A 15490-nucleotide genomic window follows, 5' to 3' on the forward strand; every position below is an offset into this window, starting at 1 on the left:
AAACCCATACTTGCAATGCACATAAGTTTTACTGAAAAAGGCTGCCAAGGCAGCCTTTTTTGATCGTTTGTTTTGCTATCACGTCATCGACCGGGAAATCAGTTATCCCCTACTGGCCCGCTATGCGTGCGCAGGCTCGCCGACTAACGGCGTCACATCGATGTATTTGCCCAGATCCTGGCGTTTAGCGCTGAGTAAATAAGGGATCTCACCCAACTTAGGCGCGTCGATGTGCTGCTCCAGCAGGGTGATGATATCGGCATAATGTTCTGTGCCGGGATTGATGCGGTTCGCGACCCATCCCACCAGGTTCAGTCCGTCGGCTTTGATGCTCTCGGCCGTCAGTTGCGCGTGACTCAGACAGCCCAGCTTAATACCAACCACCAGCACCACCGGTAACTGCTCTTGCTTAACCCAGCTAGACAGATAGTCTGAATCTGATACCGGAACCCGCCAGCCACCGGCACCTTCCACTAATACCATGTCAGAATTCGCTTTTAGCTTCGCCAGCTTGTCGCTGAGAACTTCATATTCAATCGTCACATTTTCATGTTTGGCGGCGATGTGAGGCGAAGTGGCCAGTTCCAGCGCATAAGGATTAATATCTTCGTAATCCATTTTCTTCGACGCAGCCTGCAACAGGTGCAGCGCGTCTGAATTACGAAATCCATGCTCGGTTTTCTCACAACCGGCGGCTACTGGCTTATAACCAATCGTCGTTAAATCCCTGGCAGATAATGCCTGTAAAATGGCTTTGGATGCCACTGTTTTGCCAACGTCGGTATCCGTACCCGCAATAAAAAATGCATCTATCATCGATGTATTACCCCTAAACAAACCTGATATGTTGCAGGCAGAAGACCTTGATGGTTACCAAACAACTGGTAGTGCTGCTCGACCTGAGTGAGCACGCGTCGGCTGGTTAAGCCACGCGAACGGCCATTGACGTGATTGGCGCCAATTCCCTTCAAATCGCGCATTAACGAAAATGCAGACTCGTACCAGACTGTAATCGTCGGTAAGTCTATTTGATGTTGCAAACACTGGGCTTGCGCCAACGCAATTTTTAACTGATTGAGCGTGATGAAATGATTAACGTGTTGATGTGCATCAATTTTCGCCCAGGCAGATTTAAGTTCACTCAGCGAACCATCAAGTAAAGTGGAAAATAAGCCGATGCCGTCAGCTTTCAAGACCCGACGCACTTCGCGCAAAGGTTGTGATAAATCATCACACCACTGCAATGCCAGGCTAGAAAATACGACATCGAATGATTGGGCCGCAAACGGCAGACGCTCAGCATCCGCCAACACGTAGCGCATCCTGTCATCACCGCAACGCTCTCGGGCGGTATCCAACATACCGGCAGATAAATCTGCACACACGACACGAGCGCCACGCTGACGCAGTAACAGCGAGAAATAACCGGTGCCACACCCCAGATCCAGCACCTGATAGCCGGTCAGGTCTGCAGGCAGAAAACGAAGTAAACGTTCACCGACATCGCGCTGAAAAGCTGCATGCTGGTCATAGTGAGCCGCTGCTTTACCAAACGCCTCGGCAATCGCGGCTTTGTCGGTACTCAAAGAGGAATCCGATAGCATAGTGACTGTCATGTTTGCTCCTCCAGACAGCGCAGCAGGCTCTCTGCCATATGCTGGACATGAGCGACCTGATGACTGGCAGTCAGCGTAATACGCAGCCTTGCACTGCCCTGCGGCACAGTTGGCGGGCGAATCGCTGTCATCCAGCACCCGGACTGTTTCATGTGCTCAGCAACATCCAGGGTCCTTGCGGCACTGCCGAGAACAAAAGGCTTAATGGTGGTATCAGTTGCCATATAGCCAGGCAAATCTTTGAGCATGGCATCATAGGTATCGGATAACGCGACCAACTTATCCCGGCGCCACTGCTGGGACTGAATCATCTGCGCGGCGTGAGTCAGGGCGTGGGCCTGGGAAGGCGGCATCGCGGTAGAGTAAACATGATGACGGGCAAACTGGGTCAGATAATCCCCGACCGAAGCGTTACATAAAATCGCGGCACCGGACAGACCAAACGCTTTACCGAAGGTCGCCACCAGAATATCCGCTTTTATACCCGCAGCATCACAACTGCCTGCCCCTTTGCGCCCCAGAATCCCAATGCCGTGCGCATCATCGACGGCCAGCCAGGCTTTCCCTTCAATACTATGCTGAATTTGCGCCAACGGAGCCTGATCGCCATCCATACTGAATACGCCTTCAGTGACGACCAGCTTAGCGGCGCTATCGGCATTCAGCAGTTGGTTGAGATGCTTGATATCATTATGACGAAAGCGCTTCATAGTCGCTGCACTGAGTAATCCGGCTTCCAGCAGCGAGGCATGATTCAGTTTATCCTGAATGACAACATCGTCTTTGTTGAGCAGGGTAAACAACAGCGCCTGGTTTGCGCTGAAACCAGAGCCGAACAGCACCGCACGCTCGTAACCGAGCCACTGACACAGCTCTTGTTCAAGAGCCTGATGGGCATAGTTGAAGCCGGTGACCAAAGGCGATGCACCGCTGCCACAGCCATATTTATCCAAACCAACCTGCCAGGCTTTGACCAGTTCAGGATCCGCCGCCAGCCCGAGATAATCGTTACTGGAAAAATTGACAAACTGGCGGCCGTTTTGTTCAAAACGAACCTTATTGCTGCCCTGCAGCACCTGCAGAGTCCGGCTCAGCCCCTGCTGCTTGCGCGCGGCAAGGGCTTGCTCGATTCTGGAGTTAAACGCTGGCATCGTAGAAAATGTCATCCGCGGTTGGACGAGCTGTCACACGCTCTACCACGCGGTCCAGCAGTTCATTTTCAGTAATTTCATCTGGCTTTTGAGCCACTTGTTGACTATTTATGCCCAGCTTTTTGAACAGCATCATATCGCTGTCTTCAGCCGGGTTTGGTGTGGTCAGTAACTTGCAACCATAGAAAATAGAGTTAGCTCCAGCCATGAAGCAAAGTGCCTGCATCTGCTCATTCATATTCTCGCGACCGGCTGACAAGCGCACTGCCGACTGTGGCATCATGATGCGGGCAACCGCGATCAGACGAACAAAATCAAACGGCTCCACATCTTCAGCTGTCTCCAACGGCGTGCCTTTGACTTTAACCAGCATGTTAATCGGCACACTTTCCGGGTGTACCGGCAGATTAGCCAGTTCAACCAGTAGCCCGGCTCGGTCATTGGTGCTTTCGCCCATGCCGATAATACCGCCTGAACAGATTTTCATGCCGGCATCACGCACGTGGGACAAGGTATCCAGGCGATCCTGATAAGTACGCGTGGTGATGATGTTACCGTAGAACTCAGGCGAGGTGTCCAGGTTGTGGTTATAGTAATCCAGCCCGGCGTCAGCCAGCTCTTTCGCCTGTTCAGAATCGAGCATACCCAGCGTCATACAGGTTTCCAGCCCCATGCCTTTCACGCCTGAGATCATCTCTTTAAGCAATGGCATATCACGCGCTTTCGGGTTCTTCCACGCCGCGCCCATACAGAAACGGGTGGAACCTGAGTTTTTCGCTTTTTGCGCGGCGTCTAATACACGTTCCACTTCCATCAGACGCTCTTTATCAACGTCAGTACGGTAGTGAGCACTTTGCGGACAATACTTACAGTCTTCTGGGCAGGCACCGGTTTTTATCGACAATAGAGTGCTGACCTGAACATAGTTATTGGGGTGAAACTGGCGATGCACCAGCTGTGCCTCAAACAACAGGTCCATAAACGGTTTTTCAAGCAGGGCGTTGACTTCAGCCACTGTCCAGTTATGACGAGTTTCCACGTGTAATCCTTGTTGGGGTTATTAGTTTTATGTTGGCTAGTCTACCGACAAGCGTTAGACTGTCAACAACAACAAAATCAACAAGTTTACACTTGTTTACTTTTTAATCTAATTTTCAGTTCGGATTATCTATGGATCTCGCCTTCGACCGCCAGCACATCTGGCATCCTTACACTTCAACCCTTACACCTCTGACCTGCTACCCGGTGACCCATGCCGACGGTGTCTCGCTCTATCTTGAGGATGGTACAGAGCTGGTAGACGGCATGTCTTCCTGGTGGTCCGCCATTCACGGTTATAATCATCCGCGCCTTAATCAGGCCGCTCACCAACAGATTAATAAGATGTCTCACGTCATGTTCGGCGGCATTACCCATCAGCCGGCGATTGATGCCTGTCGCAAGCTGCTGGATCTGGCTCCGGATAATCTGCAACATGTTTTTCTGGCTGATTCCGGCTCAGTCGCGGTTGAAGTCAGCCTGAAAATGGCGCTGCAGTACTGGCATGCCAAAGGCGAACAGCGTCCGAAGTTTCTCACTCTGCGCCACGGCTATCACGGCGATACCTTCGCCGCGATGTCAGTCACCGATCCGGACAATTCGATGCACAGTCTGTATAAAGGCTTCCTGCCGGAGCATCTGTTTGCTGAGTCGCCGCGAGGCGGTTTTTGGCAAGAGTGGGATGACAACGACATCGTCGATTTCCGTCGACAGCTCACCGATAACCATCACCAGATAGCCGCAGTGATCTTAGAGCCCATCGTGCAGGGTGCAGGAGGAATGCGTATCTATCACCCGCAGTTCCTGCGTGAAGTGCGCGCCTTGTGCGACGAATTTGGCGTCTTGCTGATCCTGGATGAAATTGCGACCGGATTTGGCCGCACCGGCAAGTTGTTTGCCTGCGAACACGCAGGCATTGCAGCGGACATTCTGTGTGTCGGTAAAGCGCTGACAGGTGGCTACATGACCTTATCGGCCACCCTGGCCAGCAAAGATGTCGCCGATACAGTGTGCGGCGGTGAGGCCGGCTGCTTTATGCATGGTCCAACGTTTATGGGCAATCCGCTGGCATGTTCAGTCGCGGCTGCGAGTCTGGAATTAATTGCAGAAAATCACTGGCAACAACAGGTTAAACAGATTGAGCAATGCTTTGCTGAGCGTTTACCTCTCCTCAACCACTATCCGCAAGTCAAAGCAACGCGCTGGCTTGGCGCCATCGGGGTGGTAGAAACACATCACCCGGTGCACATGGAAGCGATTCAGGCATTATTTGTCGAACATGGAGTGTGGATTCGCCCGTTTGGCCGTTTGATCTATATGATGCCACCATTTATCAGTGAAGCTCATCATCTCGACCAACTGCTTAACGCGGTAGAAGCGGCCTTACAGACCCCGGAATGTTTTCAGTCGTAGCCAGCTTTTCAGCACAAGGACCGTTTTCAGGACAAACCTCGTCTTCAGACTTAGCACTGTTTGTTATTGATACAAATTTGTTAGCGATACCAAATGGCCACCGGCGCTCACGCGCCGATGGCCATTGATAAAAGATGTCTGATTAGCAGCACTGCTTTACTGCCAGATTCGCCAATGATTATACCGCGTGCTGGGTCACATAATGCTGCCAGTACTGGTAAGCCGTGGCCATGGCTTGTTCGCGATCGAGGGTTTTGGCAAACAGCACTGCAGTCATGGTGGCAACCACGCTATTCGCCATCTGCACTTTGTCCTCTTCCGCAGTGCCAAGCGGGCAATCAGCAGGTAATGCAATATCAGACAGGTATTGTTCAGGCCAGTAATAACTGTGCACACCGTCGGTTTGGCTCAGCCACACCGTCTGGCTCACTTTCGGATTATACTCCGACTCACCGGATTGCCCTTTAAACGACACGACAGCATGTGCCGTCTTACCAATCACGTGCTCAACTTCCGCATGCAGTTGCTGAAAACCCGGGTGAAAGCTGCCGCGCAGACCTATCTCAGCACCACCAGGATTAAGCGCCCGCACCACGGTATTGATCGGTGTACGCAAACCATAGCGATTTTTCCAGCTCATCATCAGCTCAGCCTGAGGTGCAAACGCGCTCAGCGGCAAATAGGCGATATTACCGGTTTGCAGCAGGAGTTCGGCATGGTCTGCATCGGATGCCAGCGGTACTTGGCAAGCGGTCAGGTAATCCTGGGCATGTTCACGGGATGCGGGTTTGTCATTGTAACCGTGCATTAAGATCTTGTGACCATTATCTGCCATGATTCTGGCCGCCAGCAGATGCCATGGTTTTCCCGCCGCAGCGCGTTTACCGGCATAACATGGCCAGTCAATTTCTGCACCAATCGCTGGCACTCTTGACTGGAATGCTTTAACAAACCCGCCGATTTCCGCATTGGTCTCATTCTGGACCCGGATCAGCATCAGCAGCATGGCCATCTGGTCATCACCCACCTCTCCATTCAGATACTCATCCATCACCTGATAGGCTTGATCAAAAGTCAGCGGCTTACGCCCGCGTTCTCCGCGTCCGACCGTGCGAATACATTCCAGAATCGTACTCATTGCGACCTCATTCCTCTGCACAGCCATAGTCCGGCCGTGGTTATTTTGTTATTTATCGCTTTGTTTTACCACGTAATCGTTACGGGTCAATAGCCAGCAGTGATAACACTCTTTTCTCTTTCAGTATCGTACAGCTTAGCAGCGAAAGGCTGACCAAATCCGCTGTGCGAATATCGCATAGGATTCCCTTCATGCCGTGTATTCCGTGCATGCTAAGTCATAAAAATAGCGGGATTAGTAAAATAAAAGCGCCCTATTTTGCATAAAACAGGGCGCTTTGTTCTAGGTACTAACTTGGACGAGTTATCTTTAATCAATTTAACCGTTGCAAAGCACGTACCAAAAATTAAAACAATTAAATTCAATGAGTTATAAATTAACCCTTCGGAACAACGCACCCAGTTTGTGCATCATGCCCTATCAGTTATCATTCAGGCTCAGTGACGGCGCCTATTTTTCGGTACAAAAAAACCGGCAGTTTCAATGCCGGTTTCTGATTTATATCTCTGAATCGGAGGTTAACCGATGTGAGTCAGACCACCCATGTATTTGTGCAGTACTGCCGGAATCTCAATACGGCCGTCGGCTTGCTGGTAGTTCTCCAGGATAGCAACCATAGTACGGCCGACTGCCAGACCCGAACCGTTCAGAGTATGAACCAGCTCAGGTTTCTTCTCACCTTTACGGCGGAAACGTGCTTGCATACGACGCGCCTGGAAATCCCACATGTTTGAGCACGAAGAGATTTCACGGTAGGTTTTCTGCGCCGGTACCCAGACTTCCAGATCGTAAGTCTTGCGAGCGCCAAAGCCCATATCACCGGTGCAAAGAACCACTTTGCGGTAAGGCAGCTCCAGCAGTTGCAGGACTTTCTCTGCGTGGCCGGTCAGCTCTTCCAGTGCCGCCATTGAATCTTCTGGCTTGGTGATCTGAACCAGCTCCACTTTGTCGAACTGGTGCATACGAATCAAACCACGCGTGTCACGACCGTAAGAACCGGCTTCTGAACGGAAACATGGGGTATGTGCCGTCATCTTCAGCGGCAGATCAGCTTCTTCTGAAATGGTGTCACGTACCAAGTTTGTTACCGGGACTTCAGCCGTTGGGATCAGAGACAGACGACGAGGCTCTTCGTCACTGGCTTTTTCTGCCAGAGGCTCTGTGTGGAACAGGTCTTTACCGAATTTAGGCAGTTGACCAGTACCAAACAGCGTGTCAGCGTTGACCAGGTATGGCACGTACAGTTCGGTGTAACCGTGCTCATCGGTATGCAGATCGAGCATGAACTGCGCAATCGCGCGGTGCAGACGGGCAAACTGACCTTTCATCACCACAAAACGTGCACCGGTGATCTTGGTTGCGCTGGCAAAATCAATACCGTCGCCCATTTCACCCAGGTCAACATGATCTTTGACTGCAAAGTCATACTCTTTCGGTGTACCCCAACGAGACACTTCAACGTTGTCGTTCTCATCTTTACCATCGGGTACTGAATCATCTGGCAGGTTAGGCACACTTTGCGTGATCGCTTCCAGTTGGTTCTGAACCGCGTCCAGTTCGACTTTCTTCGCATCCAGGTCGGCGCCCAGGTTACCGATTTGCTGTTTAATTTCCTCGGCACCGGCTTTGTCACCTTGTGACATTAACTGACCGATTTGCTTGGAGATGGAGTTACGCGTGGATTGTAAATTTTCAACTTCTACTTGAATCGACTTACGTTGTTCTTCAAGTGTACGAATTGCGTCTACGTCGAGTTTGAAACCGCGACGCGCCAGTTTTGCAGCTGTTTCATCCAGCTCTGTACGAAGTAATTTAGAATCCAGCATTGCTAATCCTATGCTTTTGAGTTACGAAAAAACGCGTGTGCTTCCTTTTTAATCAAAGCCACGCGTATTGAAATTTATTGGGTCAAAGATAACGAAAAGTGACTACTTTTCATAGCGCTTTCGTGGGCTTTTTGCGTCCAGGTCGGCCAGATAATCTAACTTTTCACCAATCTTGGTTTCTAAGCCCCGTTTGGTTGGCTCATAGTAGCGAGTTCCGGTCATTTCCGGTGGCAGGTAACGTTCACCGGCGGCATAAGCACCCGGTTCGTCATGGGCGTAACGGTACTCTTCGCCATACCCCATCTCTTTCATCAGCTTGGTCGGCGCGTTACGCAGATGGATCGGCACTTCAAACTCCGGCAGATTTTGGGCGTCATTGAGGGCCTGAGCCCAGGCGGTATAAACGGCATTGCTTTTGGGCGCACACGCGAGATAGACAATCGCCTGGGCAATGGCGCGGGTTCCTTCATAAGCACCGACCCGATGGAAGCAATCCCAGGCCGATAAAGCAACCTGCATCGCACGTGGATCGGCATTGCCAATATCTTCTGATGCGATCGCCAGTAAACGGCGGGCAATATACAGCGGATCGCACCCAGCGCTGATCATTCGCGCTGCCCAGTACAAGGCGCCGTCCGGATTTGAACCACGAATCGATTTGTGTAGCGCAGAAATCAGGTCATACCAAATGTCACCCTTGTTATCGAAGCGCGCCACTTTTTCACCGGCCACTTCGGCCAGCAAACTGATCGTGACCTGTTTGACACCCTGCTCATCCTGCTCCGCCATATCATACAGCAGCTCAAGATAATTGAGGGACATACGGGCATCGCCGTTCACCAGTTCTGCCAAACGTTCCAAAACCTGATCGTGAAACTGAGCTGTCTCTTTGCCCAGCCCGCGTTCGCTATCGGCGATCGCCTGATTAAGCGCCTGCAGGATTTCGTCTTTGCTGAGCGATGTCAGTTTGTAAACCCGCGCACGCGATAACAATGCGTTATTGAGTTCGAATGACGGGTTCTCAGTGGTCGCTCCGATGAAGGTCACCGTGCCATCTTCGATATGCGGTAAGAAAGCATCCTGCTGCGATTTGTTAAAACGATGCACCTCGTCGACAAACAAAATGGTCCGTCTGCCCGCCAGTTTGTTCTCACGCGCTTTTTCAATCGCAGCCCGAATCTCTTTTACCCCTGAGGTCACCGCAGAGACACGTTCGACTTCCGCGTTGGCATAATTCGCGGCCACTTCAGCTAAGGTGGTTTTACCGGTGCCGGGCGGCCCCCACAAAATCATTGAGTGGATTTGACCTGCCTCCAGCGCCCGGCGCAGCGGTTTACCCGGTCCGAGAATATGCTGTTGGCCAATATACTGGTCAACGGTTTGCGGTCGCATGCGTGCAGCCAGGGGACGAAAATCCTCATCCCCGGCAAAGTCGAAATTGTAATTACTCAAGGTTATCCGTTACTCAGGTTATCGCTACTCTAGTACCAGCTTGTCGTATAGGTGAAATCCGTACGTCACAGAGTGATTACTCTGAGCGCTGATCGTCCACTTCTACGCCATCCGGCACTTTAAAGGTGAAACGACTCTTCGGTGGTGTTTGCTGCGTAACATCATCAAAGGTGAAAAGACTTTTCTGGCCGTCCTGCTCAATCACATTGAAGCCTTTGACGACACCAGCGTTGTTAATGGTGATTTGGAACTGGCCTTGATTGGAATCAACGGCCGTTGGCGTGAGGGTAAACACATCGCCGTTTTCTTCAACCCGGTATGCGTCCCAATCACTGGCGCGGTTACGGGTCAGCAGAACAAACGGCGTCTGTTCTGTGGCCTGCGCTTGATCATAAATCGTCACCTGTTCAATGAACGGACTGTAGTACCACAATGACTTGCCGTCTGAGACTAACAAGTTTTCATCTGGCGCTTCAGTCTGCCAGCGGAACAGGCTCGGGCGGGCAATATCCACTTCACCGTTGCCTTCCATCACGACGTCACCGTCCGGGCTGACTACCTGTTGCTCAAATTTAGCACTAAAACCCTCGGTCATCGCCAGACGTTCACTCAATGTCTCTTTGGGTGAGGCGAAAACGGAAAAACTGCAAAAACACAGTGCTAGCCATTTGTTCATTCTGTCACAGCTCCTAGCTATTGGGGATAAGAAAGTTATAGGCGTTTTACTTTCTTATTGTGTCAATCCTGTGTGGGAAAAGTTCGATTCACCACAATCAAGGCCATAAAAAACTCACGGCATGGTGATTCGCTATCCGGTGCCTATATCATCCACTTAGCACGACGAGATCAGCCAACAGCCAATCCGCAGCACTGCTTAAACTTTTTGCCACTGCCACAAGGACAGGCGTCATTACGGCCGATATCTTTAAATGGATTTATACTCTGCGCTTTTGAACCAAGCATGGCTTCATCGGCAGCCAGAGCAACTTCATGGACCATCAGATCCAACTGCTTGATCATCGAGGCCAGGTCGGGCGGTGAATCGTAGCCTGCCGCTTTCATTTCCGCGTGCGTCTGCTCTTCATCAATCGCCAGCATCAGGGTCGTCAGCAGAGCTTGCAGCATACGCACCGATCCATCTGACAGATGGACTTCATGCCACAACGGCTCAACGTGCGGCCAGACATTCATAAAACCTTCGGCAAAATCAGCCAACGCCTCTTCACTGGACTCAGGTTGCGCTGCCAATAGTGCCAGCAAGCCGTAGCTGTTCTGCTTTAACTGATTGTACTGAGCATGGATTTGCTCCACGACAGCTGGTTTAATCGCACTGGCATGCTCACCAAACACGGCTTGCAACCATTCTTCAGGGTCGAGCGGTTTCGTCGCCAGATTGGCGGCATATACTGCACCTTCAACAAACAACGGTGATTGGTCACACTCATCCTGAGTCAGATTGACTAGCTGATAGCTCATGGGGTCTCTTATATTTCATCAATGGCGAAAGCGGCATTATACCCAAACTGACCCGCTTGTGTGTGCCGATTTCCTCACAACTGCTGGCTTACTGGCCAACAAAACCAATAACAACCGCCTTGCTAACCGGGTATGACGTGACATTTGGGGTACGCCACACTACAATCTCGCCTCCATTTTGAACGGCAATGATAAAACACACTATGCGAGTAATTTTAGGCCCGATGGAGGGCGTACTGGATCACCTGATGCGTGAAATGCTGACACAGATTAACGATTACGATTTCTGTGTGACTGAGTTTGTGCGCGTGGTCAGCCAGCCATTACCGGACCATGTGTTTTATCGTCTCTGTCCGGAGTTGAAACAAAACTCACAAACCGCATCCGGCGTCCCGGTCAAGGTTCAGCTACTGGGTCAGGATCCGCACTGGATGGCAGAAAATGCCATTCGCGCGGCGGAACTGGGCGCATGTGGCGTTGACCTGAACTTCGGCTGCCCGGCAAAGATGGTCAACCAGAGCAAAGGCGGTGCAGCACTGCTGCAACATCCTGAACTGATTTACCAGGTGATCAAAGCCTGCCGTGAGGCGGTACCTGCTGATATCCCGGTAACGGCCAAAATTCGTCTCGGCTGGGAAAATCCTGATGACTGCTTTGAAATTGTCGATGCCGTGCAACAGGCAAAAGCCGATGAACTCACCGTACATGCCCGTACCAAAGCCGGCGGCTACAAAGCGAATGAAATTAAATGGCATTACATTGACCAGATTCGCCAGAAAACGTCATTACCGCTGATTGCCAACGGTGAAATCTGGAACTATCAGGATGGACAGGCCTGTATCGAAACCACCGGAGTCGATTCGCTGATGGTGTGCCGGGGTGCATTGAACATACCTAACCTGGGTAATATTGTTAAGCACAACCACACAGCCATGCCATGGAACGAAGTGGTGGATCTGCTGCTCAAGTATTCCGCCTACGAAGTGCGCGGCGACAAAGGGAAGTACTATCCTAACCGGGTTAAACAGTGGTTTTCTTACCTGCGTCAGGCCTATCCGCAAGCGGCTGACCTGTTCCGCGAAATCCGCACCATGACTCAGGTCGAACCTATTGTTGACCATTTCAAGCGTTACCGCGATGAACTAGCAACGCAAAGCGCTTAAAATAAATCAGGCCCCGGATGACTCACCCGGGGCCTGAATCTTTCACTCATATGTCGTCAGCGACCAACTAGCTCAGCAGCAGACTATCATCAGACAACTCTTCACCGCGCACTTTGGAGAACATCTCCAGCAGATCCGGCACATCCATATTGGCACGCTGCTCACCTGACACATCCAGAACGATATTACCCTGATGCAGCATGACAGTGCGATCACCACACGCCAATGCATCTTTCATCGAGTGGGTGACCATCATCACCGTCAGATTAAACTCGGTCACGATTTTCTTGGTCAGATCGATGATGAATGCCGCCATACGCGGATCCAGCGCAGCAGTATGTTCATCTAAAAGCAACAGCTTACTGTCCGATAGCGTCGCCATCACCAGACTGACAGCCTGACGCTGACCACCGGATAACAGACCGATACTGTCACCGAGGCGATCTTCGAGGCCTAAGCCCAGAATACTGATCCGCTCCTGAAACAACTTACGACGATGGCTGGACAAAGCATGTTTCCAGCCACGACGTTTACCACGCATGTAGGCCAGCGCCATATTCTCTTCAATGGTCAGGGCACCACAGGTACCGGCCAGCGGATCCTGAAACACCCGCGCACACAAATTTGCGCGGCGATCGACACTCTGGCGCGTAACATCAATGTCATCAATCAAGACTTGCCCGCCCACCATCGGCGTTTCACCGGTGACAGCGCCAAGCAGCGTCGATTTACCGGCGCCGTTCGACCCAATCACGGTCAGGAACTGATGCTCCGGAACTTCAAGATTCACGCCGCGCAGAGCGCGGTTTTCGAGGATAGTGCCGGGATTAAAGGTCACTTGAATATCTTCTAACCGAATCATACCGCTTCTCCTGACGACTTACCCTGCTTGCTTTTTGGTGTTTTGGATTTCATATTGCGTTTCACACGCGGCATGATCAGCGCTGCAGCAACCAGGACCGCGGTCACCAGGTTCAGATCTGATGCCTGCAGGCCAAACATACCGGAACTCAGAGCAAATGCCACTGCCAGGCGGTACAACACCGAGCCGACAATCACAGCGACCACCGCGACCCAGATTTTACGCCCCGGGATCAAGGTCTGACCCAGAATAACCGCGGCCAGGCCGACCACTATGGTACCGACACCTGAGGTGACATCGGCAAAACTGTTGGTCTGAGCGAAAAGTGCGCCGGCGAAACCGACAAAGCCATTTGAAATCGCCAGACAAAAATAAGTATAAAATGCTGTGCTGGCCCCCTGAGCCGCCACCATACGCGCGTTAACGCCTGTGGCACGAAGACCGAGGCCAAAGTCACTGTTGAGCAGACGAATAATAAACAGCGCTGAGATAACGACCAGCACACCGACCACTAACGGACGAATCCACATGGCATCACCCATCGCTTCGAACGGTGTCAGAATGGTATCTTCCCCGAGCAGTGCCAGGTTCGGACGTCCCATGATGCGGATGTTGATAGAGAAAGCGGCAATCATGGTCAGAATCGAGGCCAAAAGATGCAAGATGCCACAACGTACGGTCAGAAAGGCGGTCACCCAGCCCGTTGCCATACCAGCAACGATCGCCAGGCCGGTTGCCAGCCAAGGATCGATGCCCGATACAATGGCGGTAGCCGCAACCGCTGCGCCCATCGGAAAACTGCCATCGACACTCAAATCGGGAAAATCGAGCACCCTGAACGTCAGATAAACGCCCAAAGCAACCAACCCGTAAATCAGGCCAACTTCTAAGGCCCCAAAAAATGCAAAAGCAGACATACAAACTCCCTTTTCTGCTTAATTCTGAGCGGCCCGCAGGCCGCTCAGTCAGGTTCAGCGCGACAGTTCACTGCCGCACTGCCATTTATTATTTTACGCTGGTCGCACGATCCAGGACGGATTGCGGAATGGTCATACCCAGTTTGTCGGCCGCGGTTTTGTTGATCACCAGGTCAGAACCTTTCGCGATTTCAACGTTCAGGCTGCCCGGTTTAGCACCATCCAGGATTTTGGCTACGTAGTCTGCGGTCTGCACACCAATCTGGTAGTAGTCAAAGCCAAGGCTTGCCACAGCACCACGCTCAACATAAGAGGTTGCAGCACCAAATACCGGCGTTTTCGCCTGGTTGGCCGCCACGATCATGCCTTCAATTGCACTCGCCACTGTATTGTCGATCAGCGCATAAATGATGTCTGACTTCGCAGCGATAGCTTGAGTAGCTGACTGAACATCGGCACTTTTCAGTGCCGTGGCTTCGACCAGAGTCAGGCCATGTTTATCGGCAGAAGATTTGAGCAGCTCCATCAGGCTGACCGCATTAGCCTCACCCGGGTTGTAAACCACGCCAATCGATTTCACGTTTGGCATCAGCTCTTTAATCAGTTCAACATGTTGCTCTACCGGAGAAAGATCTGACAGACCGGTGACGTTTTTGCCCGGCTGTTCCATCTGCTTCACCAGTTTGGCGCCGACAGGATCGGTTACTGCTGTAAAAACGATAGGGATAGATTTAGTTGCTGCAACCAGAGCCTGCGCGGTCGGAGTCGCGATCCCAACCAGAACATCGGGATTTTCACCCACAAACTGACGAGCGATTTGAACGGCAATCGCCGGGTTGCCCTGCGCGGTTTTAAAATCAAATTCGAGGTTTTTGCCCTCTTCATAACCTTTGGCTTTCAAACCATCTAACAGGCCCTGACGAGCGGCATCAAGTGCCGGGTGTTCAACAATTTGTGATACTGCGACTTTGGCGGTTTTCGCCATAATGCTTTGCGACGAGAGTAATGCAGCGCCCGCCAGAACGGCGGTCGCAATAGCTTTGCGTGCTTTCATCTTAACTCCTTGATATAAAGCTTTTTTATTTTAGTGCTATGTTGTGTTTTTTTGTTTGTTGTATCCACTGCGTACAACTAACAACATTATTACCAGTTAGTTCGGGGAAAGGGAAGTGAGAGTTAACAGGAAAATAACAAAAAGAGAGCTGGGAATATGGTATCGCGCGCAAATTTGAGAAGAGTTCACTATTTGAGCATGTGGCGTCTGGGCCGCTTATCGGCGCCACGCATGTAAATTAAGTTGAAGAAGCTGCCGTGGCTGCTGCTGTTTTTGAGCTAACTCACCATCTTATTAGCGCTGAGCGATGCACTAGAGCCATCAGTCATCTCAGAGCCATTAGCCATTAGAAAAAGCAACTGGTTGACTATTATTTAAACTTAG

14 protein-coding genes are annotated in these 15490 nt (G+C 51.4%); 2 read left to right on the forward strand and 12 right to left on the reverse strand.

Annotated elements, in window-relative coordinates:
• Positions 1 to 120 precede the first annotated feature (120 nt).
• The 4 genes from bioD to bioB are packed head-to-tail and all read right to left on the reverse strand — an operon-like array spanning position 121 to position 3806.
• Complete coding sequence (gene bioD / locus J0X00_RS21105; RefSeq protein ID WP_282477684.1) at positions 121 to 816, reverse strand: dethiobiotin synthase; 696 nt, start codon at positions 814 to 816, stop codon at positions 121 to 123.
• Positions 813 to 1616 carry a malonyl-ACP O-methyltransferase BioC gene (gene bioC, locus J0X00_RS21110; RefSeq protein ID WP_136484424.1) on the reverse strand — a complete coding sequence of 268 codons (804 nt, stop codon included), beginning with the start codon at positions 1614 to 1616 and terminating at the stop codon, positions 813 to 815. The genes bioD and bioC overlap by 4 nt, the downstream gene beginning before the upstream one ends.
• On the reverse strand, positions 1613 to 2767 hold the full coding sequence (gene bioF / locus J0X00_RS21115; protein WP_282477685.1) for an 8-amino-7-oxononanoate synthase: 1155 nt from the start codon (positions 2765 to 2767) through the stop codon (positions 1613 to 1615). The genes bioC and bioF overlap by 4 nt, the downstream gene beginning before the upstream one ends.
• Positions 2754 to 3806 (reverse strand): biotin synthase BioB, encoded by a 1053-nt coding sequence (gene bioB / locus J0X00_RS21120; protein ID WP_282477686.1) that lies wholly within the window; start codon positions 3804 to 3806, stop codon positions 2754 to 2756. The genes bioF and bioB overlap by 14 nt, the downstream gene beginning before the upstream one ends.
• A gap of 131 nt (positions 3807 to 3937) precedes the next feature.
• Between bioB and bioA the strand changes: the two genes are divergently transcribed.
• Complete coding sequence (gene bioA, locus J0X00_RS21125) at positions 3938 to 5218, forward strand: adenosylmethionine--8-amino-7-oxononanoate transaminase (RefSeq protein ID WP_282477687.1); 1281 nt, start codon at positions 3938 to 3940, stop codon at positions 5216 to 5218.
• A gap of 178 nt (positions 5219 to 5396) precedes the next feature.
• Here bioA and J0X00_RS21130 read toward each other — a convergent pair whose 3' ends face one another.
• The 5 genes from J0X00_RS21130 to J0X00_RS21150 form a co-directional block, all read right to left on the reverse strand.
• Positions 5397 to 6383 (reverse strand): glycosyl transferase family protein, encoded by a 987-nt coding sequence (locus J0X00_RS21130; RefSeq protein ID WP_218562950.1) that lies wholly within the window; start codon positions 6381 to 6383, stop codon positions 5397 to 5399.
• A 491-nt stretch (positions 6384 to 6874) separates the two neighbouring features.
• Entirely contained in the window at positions 6875 to 8182 is a 1308-nt protein-coding gene (gene serS, locus J0X00_RS21135; protein ID WP_218562949.1) for a serine--tRNA ligase, read from the reverse strand.
• A gap of 102 nt (positions 8183 to 8284) precedes the next feature.
• Positions 8285 to 9634, reverse strand: a complete 1350-nt coding sequence (locus J0X00_RS21140; protein WP_136484418.1) for a replication-associated recombination protein A — start codon at positions 9632 to 9634, stop codon at positions 8285 to 8287.
• Between the two features lie 76 nt (positions 9635 to 9710).
• A complete protein-coding gene (gene lolA, locus J0X00_RS21145; RefSeq protein WP_136484417.1) occupies positions 9711 to 10310 on the reverse strand; it encodes an outer membrane lipoprotein chaperone LolA in 600 nt (199 codons plus the stop codon).
• Positions 10311 to 10480: 170 nt separating this feature from the next.
• The gene (locus J0X00_RS21150) at positions 10481 to 11110 is read right to left on the reverse strand and encodes a YecA family protein (RefSeq protein WP_282477688.1); all 630 of its coding nucleotides are present in this window, start codon (positions 11108 to 11110) and stop codon (positions 10481 to 10483) included.
• A gap of 203 nt (positions 11111 to 11313) precedes the next feature.
• Here J0X00_RS21150 and dusC point away from each other — a divergent pair, with 203 nt between their 5' ends.
• Positions 11314 to 12273: a tRNA dihydrouridine(16) synthase DusC gene (gene dusC / locus J0X00_RS21155; RefSeq protein ID WP_136484415.1), complete on the forward strand. Its 960-nt coding sequence runs from the start codon at positions 11314 to 11316 to the stop codon at positions 12271 to 12273.
• Positions 12274 to 12340: 67 nt separating this feature from the next.
• Here dusC and J0X00_RS21160 read toward each other — a convergent pair whose 3' ends face one another.
• The 3 genes from J0X00_RS21160 to J0X00_RS21170 form a co-directional block, all read right to left on the reverse strand.
• A complete protein-coding gene (locus J0X00_RS21160; RefSeq protein WP_282477689.1) occupies positions 12341 to 13135 on the reverse strand; it encodes an ABC transporter ATP-binding protein in 795 nt (264 codons plus the stop codon).
• Complete coding sequence (locus tag J0X00_RS21165) at positions 13132 to 14052, reverse strand: ABC transporter permease (protein WP_136484413.1); 921 nt, start codon at positions 14050 to 14052, stop codon at positions 13132 to 13134. The genes J0X00_RS21160 and J0X00_RS21165 overlap by 4 nt, the downstream gene beginning before the upstream one ends.
• An 88-nt stretch (positions 14053 to 14140) precedes the next feature.
• Entirely contained in the window at positions 14141 to 15106 is a 966-nt protein-coding gene (locus tag J0X00_RS21170; protein WP_136484412.1) for an ABC transporter substrate-binding protein, read from the reverse strand.
• Positions 15107 to 15490 lie beyond the last annotated feature (384 nt).

Source organism: Vibrio sp. ABG19 (assembly GCF_029962385.1).
Classification (GTDB): domain Bacteria; phylum Pseudomonadota; class Gammaproteobacteria; order Enterobacterales; family Vibrionaceae; genus Vibrio; species Vibrio ostreae.

Excerpts from the sequence above, each read along its gene's own strand:
- bioD (WP_282477684.1), bottom strand. The coding sequence starts at position 816 with ATGATAGATGCATTTTTTATTGCGGGTACGGATACCGACGTTGGCAAA.
- bioC (WP_136484424.1), bottom strand. The coding sequence starts at position 1,616 with ATGACAGTCACTATGCTATCGGATTCCTCTTTGAGTACCGACAAAGCC.
- bioF (WP_282477685.1), bottom strand. The coding sequence starts at position 2,767 with ATGCCAGCGTTTAACTCCAGAATCGAGCAAGCCCTTGCCGCGCGCAAG.
- bioA (WP_282477687.1), top strand. The coding sequence starts at position 3,938 with ATGGATCTCGCCTTCGACCGCCAGCACATCTGGCATCCTTACACTTCA.
- J0X00_RS21130 (WP_218562950.1), bottom strand. The coding sequence starts at position 6,383 with ATGGCTGTGCAGAGGAATGAGGTCGCAATGAGTACGATTCTGGAATGT.
- serS (WP_218562949.1), bottom strand. The coding sequence starts at position 8,182 with ATGCTGGATTCTAAATTACTTCGTACAGAGCTGGATGAAACAGCTGCA.
- lolA (WP_136484417.1), bottom strand. The coding sequence starts at position 10,310 with ATGAACAAATGGCTAGCACTGTGTTTTTGCAGTTTTTCCGTTTTCGCC.
- J0X00_RS21150 (WP_282477688.1), bottom strand. The coding sequence starts at position 11,110 with ATGAGCTATCAGCTAGTCAATCTGACTCAGGATGAGTGTGACCAATCA.
- dusC (WP_136484415.1), top strand. The coding sequence starts at position 11,314 with ATGCGAGTAATTTTAGGCCCGATGGAGGGCGTACTGGATCACCTGATG.
- J0X00_RS21160 (WP_282477689.1), bottom strand. The coding sequence starts at position 13,135 with ATGATTCGGTTAGAAGATATTCAAGTGACCTTTAATCCCGGCACTATC.
- J0X00_RS21165 (WP_136484413.1), bottom strand. The coding sequence starts at position 14,052 with ATGTCTGCTTTTGCATTTTTTGGGGCCTTAGAAGTTGGCCTGATTTAC.
- J0X00_RS21170 (WP_136484412.1), bottom strand. The coding sequence starts at position 15,106 with ATGAAAGCACGCAAAGCTATTGCGACCGCCGTTCTGGCGGGCGCTGCA.